We start from the raw sequence: 22,810 nt of genomic DNA on the forward strand, positions 1-22,810 counted from the left end.
CATGCCGTCGCACCACCACGAGCACCACCAGCACCTGGACAGCCAGGTCATCGTCGTGGGTGCCGGTCCCGTGGGCCTGATGCTCGCCGGGGAGCTGCGGCTGGGCGGCGCCGACGTCATCGTCCTGGAGAGCAGGGAGGCCCCGACAACGGAGTCGCGGGCCTCCACCCTGCATGCGAGGACCATGGAGATCCTCGACAGCCGCGGCCTCCTGGAGAAGTTCGGCACCCCGCCGAACGAGCCCCGCGGCCACTTCGGCGGCGTCCCGCTCGACCTGACGCTGCCGAGTCCCTACCCCGGGCAGTGGAAGGTTCCGCAGACCCGCACCGAGGAGGTCCTCCAGGAGTGGGCCCTGTCCCTCGGCGCGGATCTGCGGCGCGGGCACGAGGTGCGCGCGCTGTCCGTCGAGGACGACTACGTCGAGGTCGAGGCGGCGGGGCCCGAGGGCACCGTGCGGCTGCGCGCCCTGTGCGTCGTCGGCTGCGACGGCGAGAACAGCGCCGTGCGACGCCTGACCGGGGCCGACTTCCCCGGCACGGACGCCGGACGCGAGCTGATCCGGGCGGACGTCGACGGAATCGACGTACCGAACCGGCGCTTCGAGCGTCTGGAGAAGGGGCTCGCCATCGCGGCGCGCAGGGACGACGGCGTCACGCGCGTCATGGTGCACGAGTTCGGCCGCCCGGCCGGCCGGCGCACCGGCGAGCCGGGATTCGACGAACTGTGCGCCGTGTGGCGGCGGGTCACCGGGGAGGACATCAGCGGCGGAACCCCGCTGTGGATCAACTCCTTCGGGGACGCGAGCCGCCAGCTCACCCGGTACCGCGACGGGCGGGTGCTCTTCGCCGGTGACGCGGCGCACCAGCAGATGCCGATCGGCGGCCAGGCCCTCAACCTCGGCCTCCAGGACGCCGTCAACCTCGGCTGGAAGCTGGCCGTCCAGGTCGCGCGAAAGGCGTCGGACGGCCTTCTCGACAGCTATCACGACGAGCGGCACGCGGTCGGGCGGCGGGTCCTGACCAACATCAGGGCCCAGGCCATGCTGCTGCTCGGCGGGCCCGAGGTGGAGCCCGTGCGGGCGGTGGTCGGCGAGCTCGTCGCGAGCCGCCAGGCACGGGAGCACCTGGCGGGCATGGTCTCGGGCCTTGACGTGCGCTACGACGTCGGCGCGGGCCCGTCCCCGCTTCTGGGGGCCCGCCTCCCGCACACCGAACTCGTCACCCCCGAAGGCCCGGTGACGACGACGGCCCTGCTGCGCACCGGGCGCGGACTGCTCATCGATCTACGGGACGACCCGGAACAGCACACCGCTGTACGGGAGTTGAGCGAGCCCTGGCACGACAGCGTCACCGTCACGGCGGCCCGCACGTCCGGCACGGAGCCGGCCGACGCCGGCCTGGTCCTCGTACGCCCCGACGGCCATGTCGCCTGGACGGGCACGGGAACGGACGGTCTGCGCGCCGCTCTGGAGCGCTGGTTCGGGACGACGCAAGCAGCGACATCAGCCGACCACAGGAGAAACAGCATGAGCAGGCTTGAAGGAAAGACAGCCCTGGTCACGGGATCGAGCCGCGGCATGGGCCGCGCGACGGCCCTGCGCCTCGCACGCGACGGCGCCCTGGTCGCCGTGCACTACACCAGCAACAAGGAGGCCGCCGAGGAGACCGTCGCCACCATCGAGAAGGAGGGCGGCCGGGCCTTCGCGATCCGCGCCGAACTCGGCGTCCCGGGCGACGTGCACGAACTGTTCCTGGGCCTGGAGGAGGGCCTCAAGGAGCGCACGGGATCCACGACGCTCGACGTCCTGGTCAACAACGCCGGTGTCATGGGCGGTGTCGCCGCCGAGGAGACCACTCCGGAGGCGTTCGACCGCCTCTTCGCGGTCAACGCGCGGGCGCCGTTCTTCATCATCCAGCGGGCGCTGAAGAACCTGCCGAGCGGCGGCCGCATCATCAACATCTCCTCCGGTCTGACCCGGTGCGCCAACCCCTCCGAGATCGCCTACGCGATGACCAAGGGCGCGGTGGAGCAGCTCGCCCTGCACTTCGCCAAGCACCTGGGCCCGCGCAACATCACGATCAACAGCGTGGCGCCCGGCATCACCCGCAACGGCACCCCCGTGTTCGACATACCCGAGGCCGTCGAGCAGATGGCGGGCCTCTCCGCCTTCAACCGGGTCGGCGAGCCCGAGGACATCGCCGACGTCGTCGCCTTCCTCGCCTCCGACGAGGCCCGCTGGATCACCGGCTCCTTCGTGGACGCCACCGGCGGCACCCTCCTTGGCTGACGTGACCGCCGAGGCCACGGCCGGGCCCCGGGCTCCCGGGGCCTGGGGCCCGCGTCTGTGGGGGCTGTTGATCGTCCTCGCGGGCAACATGCTCATCGACGCCCTCGAGGTGTCGGTGATGGTGGTGGCCGTGCCGTCGATCGGCGCGGACCTGCGGCTGACACCCGCCGCCGCGCAGTGGACGATGACCGGCTTCGCCGTCGGTTTCGGCGGTCTGATGCTGTTCGCGGGACGGGTCGTGGACCTGCTCGGGCGGCGGCGCGTCTACCTGTGGGCACTGTTCGGTTTTGCCGCCGCCTCGCTCGTCGCGGGGTTCGCGGGTGATCCGGCGACGCTGCTCGCCACCCGCTTCGTCAAGGGGTTCTGTGCGGCGCTGACCGCGCCGACCGGGCTCGCCATCATCGGCGCCACCTTCAGGGCGGGTCCGGACCGCGACAGGGCCGTGGCGGTCTACACCCTCTTCGGCGGGTGCGGCTTCACGGCCGGGCTCGTCCTCTCGGGCCTGCTCACCGAGGTGGACTGGCGCTGGACCATGGTGTTCCCCGCTCCGGTCGTGCTCGTGCTGCTCGTCCTCGGCAGGAAACTCATCCCCGGCGACGACGGCACCGGACACGAACAGGCCGTGCGCACAAGGCAGTTGGACGTGGCAGGGGCCCTGACCCTGACCGGTGGGCTGCTCGCCCTCGTCCTCACCGCCGTCACCGTCGCGGAGCGGGGGTGGGCCGACGTAAGAACCCTGGGCGCCGCGCTGTCGGCCCTCGCGCTCCTTACGGCGTTCTGCCTCGCCGAACGCCGCGCGCGCCGGCCACTGGTACGGGCGGCGCTGCTGCGCCACGGGCCGCTGCTCCGCTCGGCCGTGGGCGCCGCCGCTCTCAACGGCTCCTTCCTCGGCCTGCTGTTCGTCGTCACCTACCAGTGGCAGGCGGCGCAGGGGTGGGGGCCGCTGCGCACGGGCCTCGCGCTGCTGCCCGCCAGCGCGCCGCTCGCCCTGACGGCCCTGTCGTCGGGGCGCATGGTCCAGCGCTTCGGGGCGCCTCGGCTGATTGTCCTCGGCGCCGCCGCGCCACTCATCGGATACGTCCTGTACCTGCGGGACCCCGCGCACGCGACGTACACCACCGGAGTCCTGCCCACGCTGCTCCTGGTGGGGGCCGGCTTCGTGTGCGCCTTCGCGGCGCTCAACACCCAGGCGGTCGCGGGCATCGCACCCGCCGAGCGCGGCCCGGCCGTCGCGACCTACCAGACCGCCGTGCAGAGCGGCGCTGTCCTGGTGATCGCGCCGACCGCCGCCCTCCTGACGGCCCATGGCAGCCGCACGGCGATGGTCCTGGTGACCGGGGCCGGCGCGGTGGGGCTGCTCGCCGCACTGAGACCTCTACGCCGATCGTGAAGGAGCATTGCCTTGCAACAGCTGGAAGAACTGCTCGACCTGAAGGAGAAGGCTCTCGCGGGGCCGAGCGAGAGAGCCACCGAGGCCCAGCACGCCAAAGGGAAACTCACCGCCCGCGAGCGGATCGAACTCCTCCTTGACAAAGGGTCGTTCAACGAGATCGAGACCCTGCGCAGACACCGGGCCTCCGGCTTCGGCCTGGAGGGCAAGAAGCCCCACACCGACGGTGTCGTCACCGGCTGGGGCAACGTCCAGGGCCGCACGGTCTTCGTCTACGCCCATGACTTCCGCATCTTCGGCGGCGCGCTCGGAGAGGCGCACGCCGAGAAGATCCACAAGGTGATGGACCTGGCGGCGTCGGCCGGCGCCCCGCTGGTCTCGCTCAACGACGGCGCGGGCGCCCGCATCCAGGAGGGCGTCACCGCGCTCGCCGGGTACGGCGGCATCTTCCGGCGCAACACACGCGCCTCGGGCGTCATCCCGCAGATCTCCGTGATGCTCGGCCCGTGCGCCGGAGGAGCGGCCTACTCGCCCGCCCTGACCGACTTCGTGTTCATGGTGCGCGAGACCTCGCAGATGTTCATCACCGGTCCGGACGTGGTCCGCGCGGTGACCGGTGAGGAGATCAGCCAGAACGGCCTCGGCGGCGCCGACGTGCACGCCGGGACCTCGGGCGTCGCGCACGTCGCGTACGACGACGAGGAGAGCTGCCTGGAGGACGTCCGCTATCTGCTGTCCCTGCTGCCCGCCAACAACCGTGAACTGTCGCCCGCGCAGCTCAGCGACGACCCGGCCGACCGTGCGACGGACGCCCTGCTCGACATCGTGCCGGCCGAGCCGGGACGCTCGTACGACGTGCGGGAGGTCATCGAGGAGATCGTCGACGACGGCGAGTACTTCGAGGTGCACGCCGCCTGGGCACCCAACCTGGTCTGCGCGCTGACCCGCCTGGACGGCCAGGTCGTCGGGGTCGTCGCCAACAATCCCAAGGCCATGGCCGGAGTCCTGGACATCGAGGCCTCGGAGAAGGGCGCGCGCTTCGTCCAGTTCTGCGACGCGTTCAACATCCCGCTGGTGACCCTGGTGGACGTGCCGGGCTTCCTGCCCGGCGTCGACCAGGAGCACAACGGCATCATCCGGCGCGGCGCCAAACTGCTCTACGCCTACTGCAACGCGACGGTGCCGCGTATCTCCCTGGTGCTGCGCAAGGCCTACGGCGGCGCGTACATCGTGATGGACTCCCGCTCCATCGGCGCGGACCTGGCCCTCGCCTGGCCCAGCAACGAGATCGCGGTGATGGGCGCCGAGGGCGCCGCGAACGTCATCTTCCGCCGGGAGATCGCCGCCGCCGACGACCCCGAGGCGCTGCGGCAGTCGAAGATCGAGGAGTACCGGGAGCAGCTGATGCACCCGTACTACGCCGCCGAGCGCGGGCTCGTCGACGACGTGATCGACCCGCGCGACACCCGCAGGGTGCTCACGAGCTCCCTGGCGATGCTCCGGGCCAAGCACGCGGACCTGCCGTCGCGGAAGCACGGAAACCCGCCGCAGTAGCGGCAGTCGACCACGCCCGCACCGCAGCCCCCCCCCGGCACCACCTCACCCACGTACGAGAGGGACACACCCATGCCCGAAACCATCCTGGTCACCTGCGCCACCGGCAACGTCGGCCCGCACGCCGTCGCCGAGCTGCAGAAGGCCGGCGCCACCGTCCGCGCCCTGGTGCTCAAGGACGACCCGAACGTCGGCCGCCTCCCGGAGGGCACCGAGATCCACTACGGGGACCTCGCCGACCCCGACAGCCTGGACGCCGCGCTCGACGGCGTCGACGGCGTCTTCTGGATGTGGCCGTTCTTCGCCCTCGACGTCACCACCGCGCCCGCCGTGCTGCGCAAGATCGAGGCACACGCGAGCCGTATCGCGGTCGTCTCCTCGGTCGGCGTGCACATCGGCCTAGAACCGGTCGACAACAACTGCCACGCCTACCTGGAGTCCATCGTCGAGAAGTCGGGCCTGGACTGGACGTTCCTGCGCACCACCGGCTTCCACGCCAACGCCCTCGGCTTCGCCGGTCAGATCCGCGAGGGCGGCGTCGTCCACTTCCCCTACGGCGCCGCCACCCGCACCTCCGTCCACGAGGGCGACCTCGCCGCCGTCGGCGCCGCCGCGCTGACCCAGGACGGCCACGCGGGACGCAAGTACCTGGTATCCGGGCCCGAGGAGCTCTCCCAGGAGGGTCAGGTCCGCGTCATCGGCGAGGTCATCGGCCGCGAGCTCGGCTGGCAGGACATCGAACACGACGCGGCCCGCCGGGCCATGGTCGACGCCGGCTGGCCGCCCTCCTACGCGGACGGCGCACTCGACTACTTCGCGATGCTGACGAAGGAGCCCGAGGTCGGTTCCACGGTCGTGGCGGACGTCACCGGACGGCCCGCGCGCACCTTCCGCCAGTGGGTCCAGGAGCGGCCGGACGCGTTCCGTTGACCCCTCCCGCGGGAACCCGTTTTCCGCGCGGAATGCGACGCATGACAGAACCTCATTGTCCGGTCCGGTCCGCGTCAATTCCAGGTGAAGTGTGTTGACGGGGTTGCCGCGCACCCAAGAGTCTTTAATCAGCTGCCCATGCTTATCGGCTGCCCTCGCATTTTCCTCGCCGACCGGAATTCAAACCGCCGGCGGCGCGGTCACAGCGGCTTCGCAATGAAGTCCCGCACTCTGGAGAAGAGTTAATGCGCGTCCTATTCATCAGCACTCCTTCCGCGAGCCATTTCACCCCGCTCGCGCCCCTCGCCTGGGCGCTGCGCGGCGCCGGACACGACGTGGTGGTGGCGGGGCAGCCGGACATCGACGAGGCCGTACGGGCCTCCGGGTTCGTCGGCCTGCAGACCGGAGCGGCGTTCGACGGCGAGGCCGTGCTGCTGCGGGGGCTCGAACCGTGGCAACGCCCGCTGCAGGTCCGCCCGCGTGAGCGGCTGCGCATCGAGGGCTACGCCCAGGCATGGTCGGGCCATGCGGCGCGGGTGGTCCGGGGTCACCTGGACTTCGCGCGGGCCTACCGTCCGGATCTGATCGTCGGTGACCCGCTCGAGTACAGCACCCTCGTCATCGGCCGGGCACTCGACGTGCCCGTCGTCCACCACAGGTGGGGCGTCGACAGCCTGGCGGGAGCGGCGCGCGGCCTCGCCAGGGAGAACCTGCGGGAGCTGTGCGAGGAACTCGGCGTCGGCGCCCTGCCCGACCCGGCCGTCATCCTGGACCCCTGCCCGCCCTCGCTCCAGCAGCCGGGCGCCGAGCCGGGGCTGCCGGTCAGGCACGTGCCGTACAGCGCCAACTGGCGGCTGCCCCAGGGATTTCCCTGGGAGGGGCGGCAGGACGGCAGGCGGCGCGTCGGCCTGTCCCTGGGCGGGACCCTGCGGCTCAACGGAGCCGGGTTCGTCGTCCGGCTGCTGCGGGCCATCGGCGAGATACCGGACATCGAGGTGCTCGCCACGCTGCCCGCGGAGTTCCGCGGCCTGGTCGGCGAGGTCCCCGCCGACATCCGCTGCGTGGGCTCCGTGCCGCTGGGGCTGCTTCTCGACCAGTGCGAGGCAGTGGTGCACCACGGCGGCTCCGGCACCTCCATGACGGCCACCCTCGCCGGACTTCCGCAGCTGGTGCTGCCGCAGATCGCCGACAACTTCGGGCACGGCGACCGCCTCGCGCGGCTGGGCGCCGCCGTCTCGCTGGACACGGCCGAGACGCAGGACGCGCCCAAGCGGCTGCGGGACGCCCTGACCGACCTCCTGGACGACCCCCGGTACACCGAAGCGGCCGGGCGGCTGCGCGCCGAGATGCTGCTGATGCCCACGCCGGCCGGGGTCGTCGACGACCTGGCGAACCTCTGAGGATCTGGAGCACACGTGCGCATCACCGAGCTGGAGATACCCGGCGCCTTCGTCATCGCACCGCGTCATCTGCGGGACGAGCGCGGGTCGTTCCACGAAGCGCTGCGGACCGAGGAACTGGAGAAGGCCGCGGGCCGCCCCTTCACCCCGCGGCAGATCAACTACTCCGTCTCCAAGCGCAACACGCTGCGAGGCATCCACAGCGTCACCAACCCGCCGGGCCAGGCGAAGTTCGTCACCAGCGTCCGGGGCGTCCTGCGGGACATCCTGGTCGACCTGCGCCTCGGGTCGCCCACGTACGGGCGCCATGTGAGCAACGAACTGGACGCCGACGCGGGCACCTCGGTCTTCGTCCCCGAAGGCGTCGGACACGGCTTCCTCACCCTCACCGATGACGCCTGCATCTGTTACGTCCTCTCCACGGCCCATGTGCCGGGCACCCAGGTCGACATCGATCCGCTCGACCCCGAACTCGCCCTGCCCTGGGGCTTCACGGAGCCGCCGCTCATCTCCGACAAGGACGCCAAGGCGCCGACGGCGGCACAGGCGGCAGCCGCCGGCCTGCTCATGCCCTACGAACCCCACAAGTCCTACGTATAGGCGCGACCACGGAATTCAAGCGGAATTCCGTCGGAATTAAGCCACAAGCGAGGCCGCCACAAGCGGGCACCGCAACGAGGAGGAAATCTCCATGAAGGCCCTGGTGTTGTCAGGCGGGTCGGGCACCCGCCTGCGCCCGTTCAGTTACTCGATGCCCAAACAGCTCATTCCGATAGCCAACAAGCCGGTTCTCCAGCACGTCCTCGAGAACATCCGGGACCTCGGCGTCACCGAGATCGGCATCATCGTCGGTGGCGGCGCCGAGCAGATCGAGGCAGCCGTCGGCGACGGCTCCGCACTCGGCGTGCGCGTCACGTACATCCCGCAGGAGAACCCCACCGGACTCGCCGCCTGCGTCTCGCTCGCCCGGCCCTTCCTCGGGGACGACGACTTCGTGATGTACCTCGGCGACAACATGCTCCCCGAGGGCGTGGGCGACATCGCGGCACAGTTCGCGGCGGACCGCCCCGCGGCCCAGGTGGTCGTCTACAAGGTGGCCGACCCCACCGCGTTCGGCGTCGCCGAGCTCGACTCCGAAGGCCGGGTGACCCGCTTGGTGGAGAAGCCCGCGCAGCCCCGCAGCGACCTCGCCCTGATCGGCGTGTACTTCTTCACGCCGGCCATTCACGAGGCCGTCGCCTCCATCGAGCCCAGCGCACGCGGCGAACTGGAGATCACCGACGCCATCCAGTGGCTCCTCACCCACGGCGCCGACGTGCGCGCCAGTCAGTACGAGGGCTACTGGAAGGACACCGGCCGCGTCGACGACGTACTGGCGTGCAACCGCAAGCTCCTCGACGAGGTGAAGCCCGACGTCGTGGGCGAGGTCGACGCCACGAGCGTCATCACCGGCCAGGTCATCGTGGAGGCCGGTGCCCGCATCGTCCGCTCCACCGTCGAAGGCCCGACGATCATCGGCGCGGGAACGCTGGTGGAGGACAGCCGCGTCGGCCCCTACACCTCCATCGGCAAGGACTGCGTCCTGCGCGGCACCCACATGGACGAATCCATCGCTCTCGACGGCGCGACGGTCACCGAGGTCCGTGGTCTGCACGGTTCGGTGATCGGACGGTCCGCGACCGTCGGACAGGCGGCCCAGCACCGGCTCGTCGTCGGTGACCACACAAGCGTAGAGGTGGCAGCAGCATGAAGATCCTGGTCACAGGCGGCGCCGGCTTCATCGGCTCGCACTATGTACGCACCCTTCTGCAGGACGAGTACGCGGGCTGGGAGGGCGCTCACGTCACCGTCGTCGACAAGCTCACCTACGCGGGCAACCGCGAGAGCCTGCCGGCGAACGACCCCCGGCTGACGTTCGTCCAGGGCGACATCCTCGACGGGGACCTGCTGCGCCAGCTGCTGCCCGGCCATGACGCCGTGGTGCACTTCGCGGCCGAGTCGCACGTCGACCGCTCCCTGGAGTCGGCCGCGGAATTCGTCCGCACGAACGTGCTCGGCACCCAGTCGCTGCTCGAAGCGGTCCTGGCCAGCGGCGTCGAGCGCGTCGTGCACGTCTCCACCGACGAGGTCTACGGCTCCATCGACGAAGGCTCCTGGACCGAGACCTGGCCCCTGGCGCCCAACTCCCCGTACGCCGCGTCCAAGGCCGCGTCCGACCTGGTCGCCCGCTCGTACTGGCGCACCCACGGGATCGACCTGTCGATCACGCGCTGCTCCAACAACTACGGGCCCTACCAGCACCCCGAGAAGCTCATCCCGCTCTTCGTGACCAACCTGCTGGCCGGCCTCACCGTGCCGCTCTACGGAGAGGGCGCCAACGTACGTGAATGGCTGCACGTCGACGACCACTGCCGCGCGATCGACCTCGTCCTGAACAAGGGCCAGGCCGGCGAGGTCTACAACGTCGGCGGCGGCAACGAACGCACCAACCGCGCCATCACCGAGCGGCTGCTCGAACTCACCGGCAGGGACTGGACGAGCGTGCGCCGCGTCGCCGACCGCAAGGCACACGACCTGCGCTACTCGCTCGACGAAACCAAGATCGCCGACCAGCTCGGATACGCGCCGCGCGTCTCCTTCGAGCAGGGCCTCGCCGACACCGTCGACTGGTACCGCGAGAACACCAGCTGGTGGCAGCACTCCAAGGCGATCGCGGCGGACCGGGCATGACGGAGCAACACCTCAGGAAGGGCACGACATGAGCCTGCACAAAGAACTCGTCATGGACGAAGTCCGCAAGTACCACCGGGACGTCCAGGACGACAGGGGCTTCGTCCCCGGCACCACCGAGATCTGGCCGTCCGGCGCCGTCCTGGACGAGGAGGACCGCCTCGCCCTGGTCGAGGCCGCCCTGGACATGCGGATCGCGGCGGGACGAAGCTCCCGCAAGTTCGAGTCGCAGTTCGCGCGCAAGCTCAAGCGGCGCAAGGCCCACCTGACGAACTCCGGCTCATCGGCCAACCTGCTCGCCACCACGGCCCTCACCTCACACCTCCTGGAGGACCGGCGGCTGCGCCCCGGCGACGAGGTGATCACGGTCGCCGCCGGCTTCCCCACGACCGTCAACCCGATCCTGCAGAACGGCCTGATCCCGGTCTTCGTCGACGTCGAGCTCGGCACGTACAACACGACGGCCGACCGGGTCGCCCAGGCCATCGGCCCCAAGACCCGCGCCATCATCATCGCGCACGCCCTCGGCAACCCCTTCGAGGTCGCCGAGATCGCCCAACTCGCCGAAGACCACGACCTGTTCCTCATCGAGGACAACTGCGACGCGGTCGGCTCGACCTACGACGGCCAGCTCACCGGCACCTTCAGCGACATGACGACCGTCAGCTTCTACCCCGCGCACCACCTGACGATGGGCGAGGGCGGCTGCGTCCTCACCTCGAACCTGGCGCTCGCCCGGATCGTGGAGTCGCTGCGCGACTGGGGCCGTGACTGCTGGTGCGAGCCGGGCGAGAGCAACAAGTGCCTCAAGCGGTTCAAGTACCAGATGGGCACGCTGCCCGCCGGCTACGACCACAAGTACATTTTCTCGCACGTCGGCTACAACCTGAAGGCCACCGACCTGCAGGCCGCGCTCGGCCTGACCCAGCTGGCCAAGCTGGACGACTTCTGCGCCGCGCGCCGCAAGAACTTCAAGCACCTGTACGACGGCCTCGACGGCCTCCCGCATCTGCTGCTGCCGCGGGCCACCCCGCGCAGCGACCCGAGCTGGTTCGGCTTCGCCCTCACCGTATCGCCCGAAGCGCCCTTCACCCGGGCCGAGTTGGTGGACTTCCTGGAGGGCCGCAAGATCGGCACCCGCCGTCTCTTCGCCGGCAACCTCACCCGCCACCCGGCCTACATAGGCCAGCCGCACCGTGTCGTCGGCGAGCTGACCAACAGCGACATCATCACCGAGCAGACCTTCTGGATCGGGGTCTACCCCGGCCTGACCGAGGAGATGCTCGACTACGTCGTCTCCTCGATCAAGGAATTCGTGGGAGCCCGTGGATGACCATGGAAATCGTCGGAAACGGTTTTCTCGCCAGGAACCTCCGGCCCATCGCCGACCGGCATCCCGACACGGCCGTCCTGGCGGCCGGTGTCTCCTGGGCCGGCGGCACCTCGGACGACGACTTCGCCCGGGAGTCCGCACTCCTTGACGAGGTGGCGGAGCGCTGCCGGACCACCGGGCGCCGGCTCCTCTTCTTCTCCACGGCATCCACGGGGATGTACGGAGAAGGGGGCGGCACGGGACGCGAGGACAGCCCGATCACTCCCTGCACCCCCTACGGCGCGCACAAGTTCGCACTGGAGCAGCGGCTCAAGGCCTCAGGCGCGGACTACCTCATCCTGCGCCTCGGTCACCTGGTGGGGCCCGGACAGCCGCCGCACCAGCTGATGCCCTCGCTGCTCCGGCAGGTCCTGGAGGGCGCGGTCCGCGTCCACCGGGGCGCCACCCGCGACCTCATCGACGTCGCGGACGTGGTCACCGTCATCGACTGCCTTCTGGAGCGCGGCGTACGCGGCGAGACGGTCAACGTGGCGTCGGGGGAGGCGGTGCCGGTGGACCACATCGTCGACCACCTGCAGGCGCGGCTCGGCCTCGCCGTCGAGCGCGAGTACCGCGACGCCGGGGCGCACCACGTCATCTGCACGCGGAAGCTGCGGCGCCTCGTGCCCGAGACGGCCCGGCTCGGCTTCACCCCGACGTACTACCGGCAGGTCCTCGACGCCTTTCTCGACTCCGCGGGCGTCGTCGGCGCCACCGTCCCCACCGCGTCCTGACACGCGCTTCTGCCCCTGATTCCGCAAGGAGTGAACCCCATGTACGCCCCACCCGGCAGGCCGACCCCCCGGCCGACCACGCTGACGTCGCGCGACGACCCGGCCGTCGCCCACCGCATGGCGCGGTCGGCCGCGACGGCGGAGGGCGCGCGGCTGCGCACCGACGACTTCGCCGACTGGCTGGACGAGCGGCGCCGCGCGCACCACTTCAAGGTCGAACGCATACCCTTCAGCGGCCTGGACGGCTGGTCGTTCGAGGCCGCCACCGGGAACCTGGTGCACCGCAGCGGCCGCTTCTTCACCGTCGAGGGCCTGCACGTCACCCGGGACACCGGCCCGCACCGCGAGTGGTACCAGCCCACCATCAAGCAGCCCGAGGTGGGCATCCTCGGCCTGCTGGTCAAGGAGTTCGACGGGGTCCTGCACTTCCTGATGCAGGCCAAGATGGAGCCCGGCAACCGCAACCTGCTCCAGCTGTCGCCGACCGTCCAGGCCACCCGCAGCAACTACACCAAGGTCCACAAGGGCGCCGACGTGAAGTACATCGAGTACTTCACGCAGGCCGGCCGCGGCCGGGTCATCGCCGACTCGCTGCAGTCCGAGCACGGCGCGTGGTTCTTCCACAAGAGCAACCGCAACATGATCGTCGAGGCCGTCGACGACGTCCCGCTCGACCCGGACTTCTGCTGGCTGACCCTCGGCCAGATCGGTGAGCTCCTGCACCGCGACAACGTCATCAACATGGACACCAGGACCGTGCTCGCCTGTGCACCGCTGCCCCAGGAGGACCAGGGCGCACTGCACTCGGACACGGACGTCCTGTCCTGGTTCACCGCCGAGCGCGCCCGGCACGACGTCCACGCGGAACGCGTTCCGCTGGACGAGGCGAGCGGCTGGAAGCGCGGGGACATGTCCATCGACCACGAGGAGGGCCGCTACTTCAGCGTGGTCGCCCTGCGCGTGGAGGCCGGCAGCCGAGAGGTGACCGGCTGGACCCAACCGGTGTTCGAACCGCACGGCATCGGTGTCACGGCCTTCGTGACGCGCACGATCGGCGGAGTGCCGCACGTCCTGATGGAGGCACGCGTCGAGGGCGGCCTCCTGGACACGGTGGAGCTCGCGCCCACCGTCATGCACACCCCCGACAACTACGCCTACCTGGAAGACGAATACCGCCCGCCCTTCCTCGACCTGGTCCTGGCGGCGACCCCCTCGCAGATCCGCTACGAGGCGCTGCACTCGGAGGAGGGCGGCCGCTTCCTCAACGCCGAGAGCCGCTACCTCATCGTCGAGGCGGACGAGGAAACGGTGCCCGTGGAGGCGCCCCCGGGGTACTGCTGGATCGCTCGTGACCAGCTCAACTCCCTTCTCCAGCACGGTCATTACCTCAACGTCCAGGCCCGCACACTTCTCCTGTGCCTCAACGCACTCGCGGGGCGGTCGTGAGGGGCAACAAGGGCGGCATTCGGGTCGGCCTGCTGGGCTGCGCGGACATCGCCCGGCGGCGCGTGCTGCCCGCCATGGCGTCCACGGACGGCATCCGGATCACCGCGATCGCCAGCCGGGACGCGGGCAGGGCCGAGGAACTCGCCGGGACCTACGACGCCGAGCCTGTGCACGGCTACCAGCGGCTGCTCGACCGCGACGACATCGACGCCGTCTACCTCCCACTGCCCGCCGCCCTGCACGCGGAGTGGACGGAGGCGGCGCTGCGCGCGGGAAAGCACGTACTCGCCGAGAAGCCGCTGACGACCGACCTGGAGAGCTCCCGCCGACTGGTCACGCTCGCGCGGGAGTCGGGCCTCTTCATGATGGAGAACGTGATGTTCGTCCATCATCCGCTGCACGACGCGGTGCTCAAGCTCGTCGCCGACGGCGCCATCGGCGAACTGCGCGCCTTCCAGGCCGCGTTCGCCATCCCGCGCCTGCCGGACGACGACATCAGGCATCGCGCGGACCTGGGCGGCGGCGCCCTCTGGGACACCGGCGTCTACCCGGTCCGGGCCGCCCTGCACTTCCTGGGCGAAGGCCTCGAAGTCCGCGGCGCGCTGCTCGGCCGGGGCCAGGGCCGCGAGGTGGACACCTCGGGGCAGGCGCTCCTGAGCACGCAGGGCGGCATCGGCGCCCGGCTCGTCTTCGGGCTCGACCACGCCTACCGGTCCTCGTACGAACTGTGGGGGAGCGAGGGCCGCATCACTGTGGAGCGCGCCTTCACACCGCCGGCGGACTTCGTGCCGGAGATTCGCGTCGAGCGCCGCTCCGGTACGGAAGTGATCCAGCTGCCGCCCGCTGACCAGGTCGCCCGCACGGTCGCAGCCTTCGTGGACGGCGTGCGCGCGCGGTCCACGCCGGACCCCGTGTGCCTGCGGCAGGCGGAGCTCCTTGACGGGGTGCGCCGGGCCGCGGGCGACGTGGCCTAACGGCCTGGCCGGGCGCCCGCTCCGTCCCCACAGCCCTCAACTCCGCACACTCCAGTGATCATTGCTACCGCCTCCGGAAGGGCGACTACCTTGAAGCAGAACGAGATCCGCCGCCTTGACCGGGTGATCATCCGCTTCGCGGGTGACTCGGGGGACGGTATGCAGCTCACCGGTGACCGGTTCACTTCGGAGACGGCGTCCTTCGGGAACGACCTGTCGACACTGCCGAACTTTCCCGCCGAGATCCGTGCTCCTGCCGGGACGCTGCCGGGTGTCTCCTCCTTTCAGCTGCATTTCGCCGACCACGACATCCTCACGCCGGGCGACGCGCCGAACGTCCTGGTCGCGATGAACCCGGCAGCGCTGAAGGCCAACCTTCCGGATGTTCCTCGCGGGGCCGAGATCATCGTCAACACCGATGAGTTCACGCCCCGGGCGATGCTGAAGGTCGGCTTCGCCCAGTCGCCGCTGGACGACGGGTCGTTGGACGCCTTCCAGGTGCACCCGGTGCCGTTGACGACGCTGACGGTAGAGGCGTTGAAGTCACACGGCCTGTCCCGCAAGGACGCGGGGCGCAGCAAGAACATGTTCGCGCTGGGTCTGCTGTCGTGGATGTATCACCGGCCGACCGAGGGCACGGAGAAGTTCCTGCGGACCAAGTTCGCCAAGAAGCCGGCTATCGCCGAGGCGAACATCGCCGCATTTAGGGCGGGTTGGAACTTCGGTGAGACGACGGAGGACTTCGCGGTCTCCTACGAGATCGCCCCGGCGACCAGTGCTTTTCCGACCGGCACTTACCGCAACATCTCGGGGAACCTGGCCCTCTCGTACGGGTTGATCGCGGCGGGCCGGCAGGCTGATCTGCCGCTCTACCTGGGCTCGTATCCGATCACTCCGGCCTCCGACATCCTGCACGAGCTGTCCAAACACAAGAACTTCGGTGTGCGCACCTTCCAGGCCGAGGACGAGATCGCGGGCATCGGGGCGGCGCTGGGTGCGGCGTTCGGCGGCTCGCTCGCGGTGACGACGACCTCGGGGCCCGGTGTGGCGTTGAAGTCGGAGACGATCGGCCTCGCGGTGTCGTTGGAGCTGCCGCTGCTGATCGTGGACATTCAGCGCGGTGGGCCTTCGACCGGTCTGCCGACCAAGACCGAGCAGGCGGATCTGCTGCAGGCCATGTTCGGGCGCAACGGTGAGGCGCCGGTGCCGATCGTGGCGCCCAAGACGCCGGCGGACTGCTTCGACGCGGCGATCGAGGCGGCGCGGATCGCGGTCACCTACCGCACCCCGGTGTTCTTGCTGAGCGACGGCTACCTGGCCAACGGGTCCGAACCCTGGCGGGTACCCGAGGAAAACCAGCTGCCGGATCTCCGCGTTGCCTTCGCCTCCGGGACGAACCATGTCCTGGAGGACGGGACCGAGGTCTTCTGGCCCTACAAGCGCGACCCGGAGACACTCGCGCGCCCCTGGGCGATTCCGGGCACCCCCGGCCTCGAACACCGCATCGGCGGCATCGAGAAGCAGGACGGCACCGGCAACATCTCCTACGACCCCGCCAACCACGACTTCATGGTCCGCACCCGCCAGGCCAAGATCGACGGGATCAAGGTCCCGGACGTCACTGTTGATGACCCCGGCGGCGAGGCGCGACTGCTGGTCCTCGGCTGGGGTTCGACCTACGGGCCCATCACCGCCGCCGTCCGGCGCCTGCGGGCGGCCGGCGAGAGCGTGGCGCAGGCCCATCTGCGCCACCTCAATCCCTTCCCCCGGAATCTGGGCGAGGTCCTGAAGCGTTACGACAAGGTGGTGATTCCCGAGATGAACCTCGGTCAGCTCGCCACGCTGATCCGTGCCAAGTACCTCGTGGATGCCCAGTCCTTCACGCAGGTCAACGGGATGCCGTTCAAGGCCGAGCAGCTCGCCACCGCCCTCAAGGAGGCCGCCCGCCATGCCCACTGAGGCCCTCACCCTCATCCCCAAATCCGACCTGCCGCTCACCGCCAAGGACTTCAAGTCCGACCAGGAGGTGCGCTGGTGCCCCGGCTGCGGTGACTACGCCGTCCTGGCCGCCGTACAGGGCTTCATGCCCGAACTCGGCCTGGCCAAGGAGAACATCGTCTTCGTCTCCGGCATCGGCTGCAGCTCACGCTTCCCGTACTACATGAACACCTACGGGATGCACTCCATCCACGGCCGCGCCCCCGCCATCGCCACCGGACTCGCCTCCTCCCGCCGCGACCTGTCCGTGTGGGTGGTCACCGGCGACGGCGACGCCCTGTCCATCGGCGGCAACCACCTCATCCACGCCCTGCGCCGCAACGTCAACCTCAAGATCCTGCTGTTCAACAACCGGATCTACGGCCTCACCAAAGGCCAGTACTCCCCGACCTCCGAAGTCGGCAAGATCACCAAGTCCACGCCGATGGGCTCCCTCGACGCGCCCTTCAACCCCGTCTCCCTCGCCATCGGCGCGGAGGCGAGCTTCGTGGCCCGCACCGTGGACTCCGACCGCAAACACCTCACCTCGGTGCTGCGCGAAGCCGCCGAACACCCCGGCACCGCCCTGGTGGAGATCTACCAGAACTGCAACATCTTCAACGACGGCGCCTTCGAAGTCCTCAAGGACAAACAGCAGGCCGAGGAAGCCGTGATCCGCCTGGAACACGGCCAACCCATCCGCTTCGGGGCTCCCCTGGAAGGCGGCCTCGGCTCCAAGGGCGTCGTACGCGACCCGGTGACCGGCGACCTCAAAGTCGTCCCGGTCACGCCTGAGACGGAGTCTCAGATTCTGGTCCACGACGCGCACTCGACCTCGCCGACGCTGGCCTTCGCCCTCTCCCGCCTCGCCGACCCCGACACCCTGCACCACACCCCCATCGGCGTCTTCCGCAACACCCGACGCCCCGTCTACGACACCCTCATGTCCGACCAGCTCGACACCGCCATCGAACAGAACGGCAAAGGCGACCTGGCCGCACTGCTCGCCGGCAACGACACCTGGACCGTCGGCTGATATCAGCCCTTTTCCGAGTACAGCTTGACCTGAACCGAGGTTCAGGTTGGAAGGTGAATACATGAAGCCGAGTGAAACAACCCCCCGCCGTGTCGAGTTCTTCTACGACCTTGTCTGTGTCCATTCCTATCTCGGGTTCGCCCGGTTCTCCGCGGCCATCGAGCGGTATCGCGAAAAGGGCGGAGAGGTCGAGGTGGTCTTCCGCCCGTTCCATCTGTCGACGGACGAACCGGCCACCGGGCGGCCGTTGTTCGAAGTGCACCGGGACGCCTTCGGCGAGGAAAGGGCCAAGGCCATTTCCAAGGACCGGTCCTTCGGCGCGGAGGACGGTCTCGACGTGCACTTCGATCGGGCCATCTTCACCAATACGGGCGCCGGGCACCGGCTGGTGCTCGCGGCGGCTGAGCAGGGCAAGGGCGAGCGCATGGTGGAGCGGTTGTTCCGCGCCTATTTCACCGACGGGGTGAACATCGCCGAACCCGAGACGCTGCGACGCCTCGCGGACGAGGTCGGGGTGCTGCCGGCCGATGTGGGCGACGAGGTGCTGAACGCACAGCTTTCCCGCGTGCGCGAGGAGAAGGTGAGCTCCGTGCCGCTGTTCGTCTTCGATGACGGTGCGCGGATTTCGGGTGCGCAGGCCGTCGAGGAGTTCTCGGAAGCACTGGAGAGGATTCCGCACAGCAGCTGAGCCGACTGTTCGGCTGTTCATACGCAACACACGCAGCGGGTTGCGCCGGGAAGACCGGCGCAACCCGCTGCTTTGCGTGCCCGTGCGCAAGAAGGCAGAGCCGCGGACACCAGAGCACCCAGCGCACACCCATCGATCGCGAACCTTGAGGAGACGACATGCCGTCGACCGAGCTGATCTGCGTGGAAAAGGGCTCCCCGACCCCCGAGGAGCTCGCCGCCCTCACCGCCGTCCTGCTGAGCCGTCAGGCCCCGGACGCCACCCCGGACGACATCTCCTGCCACCACCGCGCGACCGCCCGCTGGAGCCGGCCCGACCGGACCCCGCGTTCCCCGGGCCCGCGCAGCTGGCGTGCCTGAGCCATGCGACCCCACCGCGTTTGCGCGCCCGCGCCCCTCCGTACCCGCCGAGGAAGGAACACACCTGTGATCACCGATGAGGCCGAGCTCACCACCCGCCGTCGCCCCGACCCGCGCTCCCTGCACGCGACGCCCCTGCCGGTGCCCCTCCTCGCCGGTGAGGACGAGAGCGACGTCGGTGAGCCGCACATCCTGCGCGGACTCGACTGAGGATCCCGCCGTCCCGTGCTGCCTGTCCCACCGCCCGGACCAGCTCTGCCCGGCCCAGCCGTGCCCGGACCAGCCGTGCCCGGACCAGCCGTGCCCGTACCAGCCCTGCCCGCACAACCATCGGAGCCCTGATCCCCATGCCTGTCTCGCCCGCCAGTACGTCCCTGGGAGTCCGTCGCATCGTCCTCGAAGGGGCGGGCGTCACCCTGTCGGCGCTCCTCGCCGAAGCCCCGTGCCACCCGCCGCGCGCCACGATCGTGGCACTGCACGGCGGAGGAATGAGCGCCGGCTACTTCGACGGGCAGGCGCACCCCGACCTGTCGCTGCTGACGCTCGCCGCGAGTCTCGGCTACAACGTGCTGTCCGTGGACCGTCCCGGTTACGGCACGTCCGCGGCCCAACTGCCGGACGGGCAGACCCTGGTGGAGCAGTCGGCCACTTTGTACGCGGCCCTGAAGCACTACGCCTCGCAGTACGAGACCGGCGCGGGATACTTCGTCCTCGCACACTCCTACGGCGGCAAACTGGCGCTCACGGCCGCCGCCGACGAGCAGGGCGCCGCCCTGATCGGCCTCGACATATCGGGGTGCGGCCACCAGTACGCCGTCGGCCCCGACGACCTGCCGGGCGCCCGCGGCCACGGGCGCTGGTCGCTGACCTGGGGCGCGCTGCGGTACTACCCGCCGAACACATTCCTCAGCAGCGCCTCGCTCGTCGCGCCGATGCCCGCCCGTGAGGGCAGGGAGGCCGCACTCTGGCCGGACACGTTCCCGGACGTCGCCGCCCGCGTGCGGGTGCCGGTCCGGCTGACCTTCGCCGCGCACGAGGCGTGGTGGCGGCACGACGAGACCGCTGTCGCCGACCTCACCGCCCGTCTCGCCTCGAAGCGCGTCGTCATCGACCGCGTTCCCGAGGCCGGACACAACATCAGCCTCGGCTGGGCGGCCCGTTCGTACCACCTCAAGGCCCTGGCGTTCCTGGAGGAATGCCTCGCCGGACGGGTGTGAGCGCTTCCCATGCAGACGTTCCGCTCGCTCGCCGTACGCAACTTCCGTCTCTTCACGGCGGGTCAGGTCGTCTCCGTGGCGGGCACCTGGATGATGGTCGTGGCCCAGGACTGGCTGGTGCTGTCCCTCACGGACGACTCCGCCACCGCTCTGGGCATCGTCACGGCCCTGCAGTTCACACCGCTGCTCCTGCTCACGCTCTACGGCGGCCGGCTCGCGGACCGCCACGACAAACGGCTCCTGCTCACCGTCGCGAACGTGACGTCGGGGCTGCTCGCGCTGCTGCTCGGTCTGCTCGTGCTCGGCGGCCGGGCGGAACTGTGGCAGGTCTACCTCTTCGCGCTGGGTCTCGGCACCGTCAACGCCCTGGAGATACCCACCCGCATGGCCTTCGTGAGCGAGATGGTCGGCTCCGAACTGCTGCCCAACGCGTCGGCGCTCAGCGCGGCGTACTTCAATGTCGCCCGCGTCGTGGGACCTGCCCTCGCGGGCCTGTTGATCAGCGGCTTCGGCATCGGCCAGGTGATGGCCCTGAACGCGCTGAGCTACGCGGCGACCGTGGTGGCGCTGCGCCTGATGCGGCCCGGTGAGCTGCACCGGGCCCCGCGCACCGCCTCGCGCGCCCGGGTCGTCGACGGGCTTCGTCATGTGCGGGGCCGCCCGGACCTCATGCTGCCGCTGGCGCTCGTCGCGGTGATCGGTGTCTTCGGGTTCAACTTCCAGCTCACGCTCCCGCTTCTCGCCAAGACCGAATTCCATTCCGACGTCAGCGCGTTCGGTCTGCTCACCGCGGCCCTGGCCGCCGGGTCCCTCGCGGCGGCCTTCGTCACCACCGCGCGCCGGGGCCGCCCCACGAGCCGCACGGTCCTGGTGGCCGCGCTCGGCTTCGGCGTCCTGGAGACGGCCACCGGCCTGGCGCCGTCGTACGCGGCGGTCGTGGTCCTGCTCGTGCTCACCGGCTTCGCGACCGTCTGGTTCGCGCAGGCGGCGAACCACCGCATCCAGCTCGGCACCGACACGGAGTTCCGCGGCCGGGTGATGGCGCTCTACACCCTGGTCTTCCAGGGCTCCACGCCGCTCGGCGCCCTGTTCGTCGGCCGGCTCAGCGAGGAGGCGGGCGCGCGCTCGGGGCTCTATGTCGGCGGGCTCGTCTCCTGCGCGGCGGCCGTCGCGGCGCTGGCGGTCGACCGCTCCCGAGAGCGCCCCCGCGTCAGATGCCCATGCGGACGCCGATGCCGTCGAGCACACAGTCCAGACCCGACTCGAACTTCGCCCGTCGGTCTCCGAAGTGGCTGGCGGCGCTAGCGCTGCGCTGGTAGGTGGGGTAGCGGCCGGTGCTCATCAGCCAGGTGAACTCCGGGGCCATGGCCATCTTGACGTCATCGCTGTGGGTCCAGCCCTGCCCCTTCATGAGCAGTTCCATCGACGCCTCGGTGTAGGCACTTCCGTACGCGTAGGCGTTGACCGTCTCGAACACGGCCATGCTCAGCTCGGGGCTCAGGCCTGCCGCGTCGAGGGCCAGCAGCGCCTGCTCGTTGACGGCGAGGCGGTTCGGCGTCGGCGCGAACATGGCCTTGGAGAGCCGGGCCAGCCAGGGGTGCGTGAGCACCAGCTCACGGGTGTTGACGGCGAGGACGCGCATGGTCTCGCGCCAGTCACTGGGGTCGTCGGGGACCTTCAGGTCGCCGTAGACGGTGTCGACCATCAGCTCGAGGACGTCGTCCTTGCCGGACACGTACCGGTACGCGGCCATGGGCGCGACCTCGAGCTCGGTGGCGAGCCGTCGCATGGTGACGGCGTCGATCCCCTCCGCGTCGGCGATCGTGACGGCGACCGACGCGATCCGACCGGGGGAGAGCACCTGGGCGCGCGGGGCGGCGATCGGCCGCTCGAGGCGCTCCCACAGGGAAACCTTGTCGCCGACCTCGCACTGCGACGCGGCGGGGGACTTCTTCTCACTGGCCACGGGTGTGGCCTCCTTCCCGTTCACCTGGATACAGCGTATCAGCAGTAGACAACGTACACGTTGATGTGTACGTTGTATTTGTCGCCGGATACGGCGTACACAAACATCATCGAGGAGCTTCGCATGGCCGAGAAGAACGAGGGCCCCCTGAACGTCGCGGTCATCATGGGATCGACCCGTGACGGGCGCTTCGGGCCCGTCGTCGCCGACTGGGTGCTCGGTCACCTCGGCCAGCGCGACGACATGACCGCCGACCTCGTCGACCTGGTGAAGACGCCGGTCCCCGCGGTTCTGCCGGACTTCACCAAGGCCCCCGAGCCGGCCAACTCCGCCCTGCTCGAGAAGATCTCGCCGCGCCTCGAGGCTGCCGACGCGTTCATCATCGTCACGCCCGAGTACAACCACAGCTTCCCCGGCGGCCTGAAGAACGCCATCGACTGGCACAACCCGCAGTGGCACGGCAAGCCGGTCGCCTTCGTCTCGTACGGCGGCCTGTCCGGCGGCCTGCGAGCGGTGGAGGGGCTGCGCCCCGTCCTGGCGGAGCTGAACGCGGTGACCATCCGCAACACCGTCAGCTTCCACAACTACCCGGCGAACTTCGACGCCGACGGCAAGCCCACGGACCCCGCCTGCGACGGCGCGGCCAAGTCGCTGCTCGACCAGCTGGCGTGGTGGGGCCTTGCCCTGCGCGACGCCAGGTCCATCCGCCCCTACGCGGCCTGAATCCACCACCACTGATTGGGGAGTTGC

21 protein-coding genes are annotated in these 22,810 nt (G+C 70.0%); 20 read left to right on the forward strand and 1 reads right to left on the reverse strand.

Annotation, left to right across the window (positions count from 1 at the left end):
• Nucleotide 1: 1 nt before the first annotated feature.
• From ACWGIH_RS32970 to ACWGIH_RS33060, 19 genes are all read left to right on the forward strand, one after another.
• On the forward strand, nt 2-2,287 hold the full coding sequence (locus ACWGIH_RS32970; protein WP_453451443.1) for an SDR family oxidoreductase: 2,286 nt from the start codon (nt 2-4) through the stop codon (nt 2,285-2,287).
• 1 nt (nt 2,288) lies between these two features.
• Nucleotides 2,289-3,677: an MFS transporter gene (locus ACWGIH_RS32975; protein ID WP_453451442.1), complete on the forward strand. Its 1,389-nt coding sequence runs from the start codon at nt 2,289-2,291 to the stop codon at nt 3,675-3,677.
• Nucleotides 3,678-3,689: 12 nt separating this feature from the next.
• Nucleotides 3,690-5,231 (forward strand): acyl-CoA carboxylase subunit beta, encoded by a 1,542-nt coding sequence (locus tag ACWGIH_RS32980; RefSeq protein WP_453451441.1) that lies wholly within the window; start codon nt 3,690-3,692, stop codon nt 5,229-5,231.
• 72 nt (nt 5,232-5,303) lie between these two features.
• Nucleotides 5,304-6,161, forward strand: coding sequence for an SDR family oxidoreductase (locus ACWGIH_RS32985; RefSeq protein ID WP_453451440.1), 858 nt, complete (start codon nt 5,304-5,306; stop codon nt 6,159-6,161).
• Between the two features lie 245 nt (nt 6,162-6,406).
• Entirely contained in the window at nt 6,407-7,561 is a 1,155-nt protein-coding gene (locus ACWGIH_RS32990; protein ID WP_453451439.1) for a nucleotide disphospho-sugar-binding domain-containing protein, read from the forward strand.
• A gap of 15 nt (nt 7,562-7,576) precedes the next feature.
• Nucleotides 7,577-8,161 (forward strand): dTDP-4-dehydrorhamnose 3,5-epimerase family protein, encoded by a 585-nt coding sequence (locus tag ACWGIH_RS32995; protein WP_453451438.1) that lies wholly within the window; start codon nt 7,577-7,579, stop codon nt 8,159-8,161.
• Between the two features lie 91 nt (nt 8,162-8,252).
• Entirely contained in the window at nt 8,253-9,311 is a 1,059-nt protein-coding gene (locus ACWGIH_RS33000) for a glucose-1-phosphate thymidylyltransferase (protein ID WP_453451437.1), read from the forward strand.
• A complete protein-coding gene (gene rfbB / locus ACWGIH_RS33005; protein WP_453451436.1) occupies nt 9,308-10,291 on the forward strand; it encodes a dTDP-glucose 4,6-dehydratase in 984 nt (327 codons plus the stop codon). Before ACWGIH_RS33000 ends, rfbB begins: the two co-directional genes overlap by 4 nt.
• A gap of 28 nt (nt 10,292-10,319) precedes the next feature.
• Complete coding sequence (rfbH, locus tag ACWGIH_RS33010; RefSeq protein WP_365818827.1) at nt 10,320-11,624, forward strand: lipopolysaccharide biosynthesis protein RfbH; 1,305 nt, start codon at nt 10,320-10,322, stop codon at nt 11,622-11,624.
• On the forward strand, nt 11,621-12,397 hold the full coding sequence (locus tag ACWGIH_RS33015; RefSeq protein ID WP_453451435.1) for an NAD-dependent epimerase/dehydratase family protein: 777 nt from the start codon (nt 11,621-11,623) through the stop codon (nt 12,395-12,397). The genes rfbH and ACWGIH_RS33015 overlap by 4 nt, the downstream gene beginning before the upstream one ends.
• A 39-nt stretch (nt 12,398-12,436) precedes the next feature.
• The gene (locus tag ACWGIH_RS33020; protein WP_453451434.1) at nt 12,437-13,843 is read left to right on the forward strand and encodes an NDP-hexose 2,3-dehydratase family protein; all 1,407 of its coding nucleotides are present in this window, start codon (nt 12,437-12,439) and stop codon (nt 13,841-13,843) included.
• Nucleotides 13,840-14,817 carry a Gfo/Idh/MocA family protein gene (locus tag ACWGIH_RS33025; protein WP_453451433.1) on the forward strand — a complete coding sequence of 326 codons (978 nt, stop codon included), beginning with the start codon at nt 13,840-13,842 and terminating at the stop codon, nt 14,815-14,817. The genes ACWGIH_RS33020 and ACWGIH_RS33025 overlap by 4 nt, the downstream gene beginning before the upstream one ends.
• Before the next feature lie 54 nt (nt 14,818-14,871).
• The gene (locus ACWGIH_RS33030) at nt 14,872-16,776 is read left to right on the forward strand and encodes a 2-oxoacid:acceptor oxidoreductase subunit alpha (protein ID WP_453691727.1); all 1,905 of its coding nucleotides are present in this window, start codon (nt 14,872-14,874) and stop codon (nt 16,774-16,776) included.
• Nucleotides 16,766-17,830 (forward strand): 2-oxoacid:ferredoxin oxidoreductase subunit beta, encoded by a 1,065-nt coding sequence (locus ACWGIH_RS33035; RefSeq protein WP_453691729.1) that lies wholly within the window; start codon nt 16,766-16,768, stop codon nt 17,828-17,830. The genes ACWGIH_RS33030 and ACWGIH_RS33035 overlap by 11 nt, the downstream gene beginning before the upstream one ends.
• A gap of 61 nt (nt 17,831-17,891) precedes the next feature.
• Nucleotides 17,892-18,518 (forward strand): DsbA family oxidoreductase, encoded by a 627-nt coding sequence (locus ACWGIH_RS33040; RefSeq protein WP_453451730.1) that lies wholly within the window; start codon nt 17,892-17,894, stop codon nt 18,516-18,518.
• A gap of 158 nt (nt 18,519-18,676) precedes the next feature.
• Nucleotides 18,677-18,877, forward strand: coding sequence for an acyl-CoA carboxylase subunit epsilon (locus tag ACWGIH_RS33045; RefSeq protein WP_453451729.1), 201 nt, complete (start codon nt 18,677-18,679; stop codon nt 18,875-18,877).
• Nucleotides 18,878-18,943: 66 nt separating this feature from the next.
• A complete protein-coding gene (locus tag ACWGIH_RS33050; protein ID WP_453451728.1) occupies nt 18,944-19,087 on the forward strand; it encodes a hypothetical protein in 144 nt (47 codons plus the stop codon).
• 137 nt (nt 19,088-19,224) lie between these two features.
• On the forward strand, nt 19,225-20,094 hold the full coding sequence (locus tag ACWGIH_RS33055; RefSeq protein WP_453451727.1) for an alpha/beta hydrolase: 870 nt from the start codon (nt 19,225-19,227) through the stop codon (nt 20,092-20,094).
• A 9-nt stretch (nt 20,095-20,103) separates the two neighbouring features.
• Nucleotides 20,104-21,399 carry an MFS transporter gene (locus ACWGIH_RS33060; RefSeq protein WP_453451726.1) on the forward strand — a complete coding sequence of 432 codons (1,296 nt, stop codon included), beginning with the start codon at nt 20,104-20,106 and terminating at the stop codon, nt 21,397-21,399.
• On the opposite strand, the gene ACWGIH_RS33065 is transcribed toward ACWGIH_RS33060, so the two are convergent.
• Nucleotides 21,305-22,060 (reverse strand): TetR/AcrR family transcriptional regulator, encoded by a 756-nt coding sequence (locus ACWGIH_RS33065; RefSeq protein WP_453451725.1) that lies wholly within the window; start codon nt 22,058-22,060, stop codon nt 21,305-21,307. The genes ACWGIH_RS33060 and ACWGIH_RS33065 overlap by 95 nt on opposite strands.
• Nucleotides 22,061-22,183: 123 nt before the next feature.
• Between ACWGIH_RS33065 and ACWGIH_RS33070 the strand changes: the two genes are divergently transcribed.
• A complete protein-coding gene (locus tag ACWGIH_RS33070; protein ID WP_453451724.1) occupies nt 22,184-22,783 on the forward strand; it encodes an NADPH-dependent FMN reductase in 600 nt (199 codons plus the stop codon).
• Nucleotides 22,784-22,810: the final 27 nt, after the last annotated feature.

The organism is Streptomyces sp. NPDC054872, assembly GCF_053610705.1.

Excerpts from the sequence above, each read along its gene's own strand:
- ACWGIH_RS32970 (WP_453451443.1), top strand. The coding sequence starts at position 2 with ATGCCGTCGCACCACCACGAGCACCACCAGCACCTGGACAGCCAGGTC.
- ACWGIH_RS32985 (WP_453451440.1), top strand. The coding sequence starts at position 5,304 with ATGCCCGAAACCATCCTGGTCACCTGCGCCACCGGCAACGTCGGCCCG.
- ACWGIH_RS32990 (WP_453451439.1), top strand. The coding sequence starts at position 6,407 with ATGCGCGTCCTATTCATCAGCACTCCTTCCGCGAGCCATTTCACCCCG.
- ACWGIH_RS33000 (WP_453451437.1), top strand. The coding sequence starts at position 8,253 with ATGAAGGCCCTGGTGTTGTCAGGCGGGTCGGGCACCCGCCTGCGCCCG.
- rfbB (WP_453451436.1), top strand. The coding sequence starts at position 9,308 with ATGAAGATCCTGGTCACAGGCGGCGCCGGCTTCATCGGCTCGCACTAT.
- rfbH (WP_365818827.1), top strand. The coding sequence starts at position 10,320 with ATGAGCCTGCACAAAGAACTCGTCATGGACGAAGTCCGCAAGTACCAC.
- ACWGIH_RS33015 (WP_453451435.1), top strand. The coding sequence starts at position 11,621 with ATGACCATGGAAATCGTCGGAAACGGTTTTCTCGCCAGGAACCTCCGG.
- ACWGIH_RS33020 (WP_453451434.1), top strand. The coding sequence starts at position 12,437 with ATGTACGCCCCACCCGGCAGGCCGACCCCCCGGCCGACCACGCTGACG.
- ACWGIH_RS33035 (WP_453691729.1), top strand. The coding sequence starts at position 16,766 with ATGCCCACTGAGGCCCTCACCCTCATCCCCAAATCCGACCTGCCGCTC.
- ACWGIH_RS33040 (WP_453451730.1), top strand. The coding sequence starts at position 17,892 with ATGAAGCCGAGTGAAACAACCCCCCGCCGTGTCGAGTTCTTCTACGAC.
- ACWGIH_RS33045 (WP_453451729.1), top strand. The coding sequence starts at position 18,677 with ATGCCGTCGACCGAGCTGATCTGCGTGGAAAAGGGCTCCCCGACCCCC.
- ACWGIH_RS33055 (WP_453451727.1), top strand. The coding sequence starts at position 19,225 with ATGCCTGTCTCGCCCGCCAGTACGTCCCTGGGAGTCCGTCGCATCGTC.
- ACWGIH_RS33060 (WP_453451726.1), top strand. The coding sequence starts at position 20,104 with ATGCAGACGTTCCGCTCGCTCGCCGTACGCAACTTCCGTCTCTTCACG.
- ACWGIH_RS33070 (WP_453451724.1), top strand. The coding sequence starts at position 22,184 with ATGGCCGAGAAGAACGAGGGCCCCCTGAACGTCGCGGTCATCATGGGA.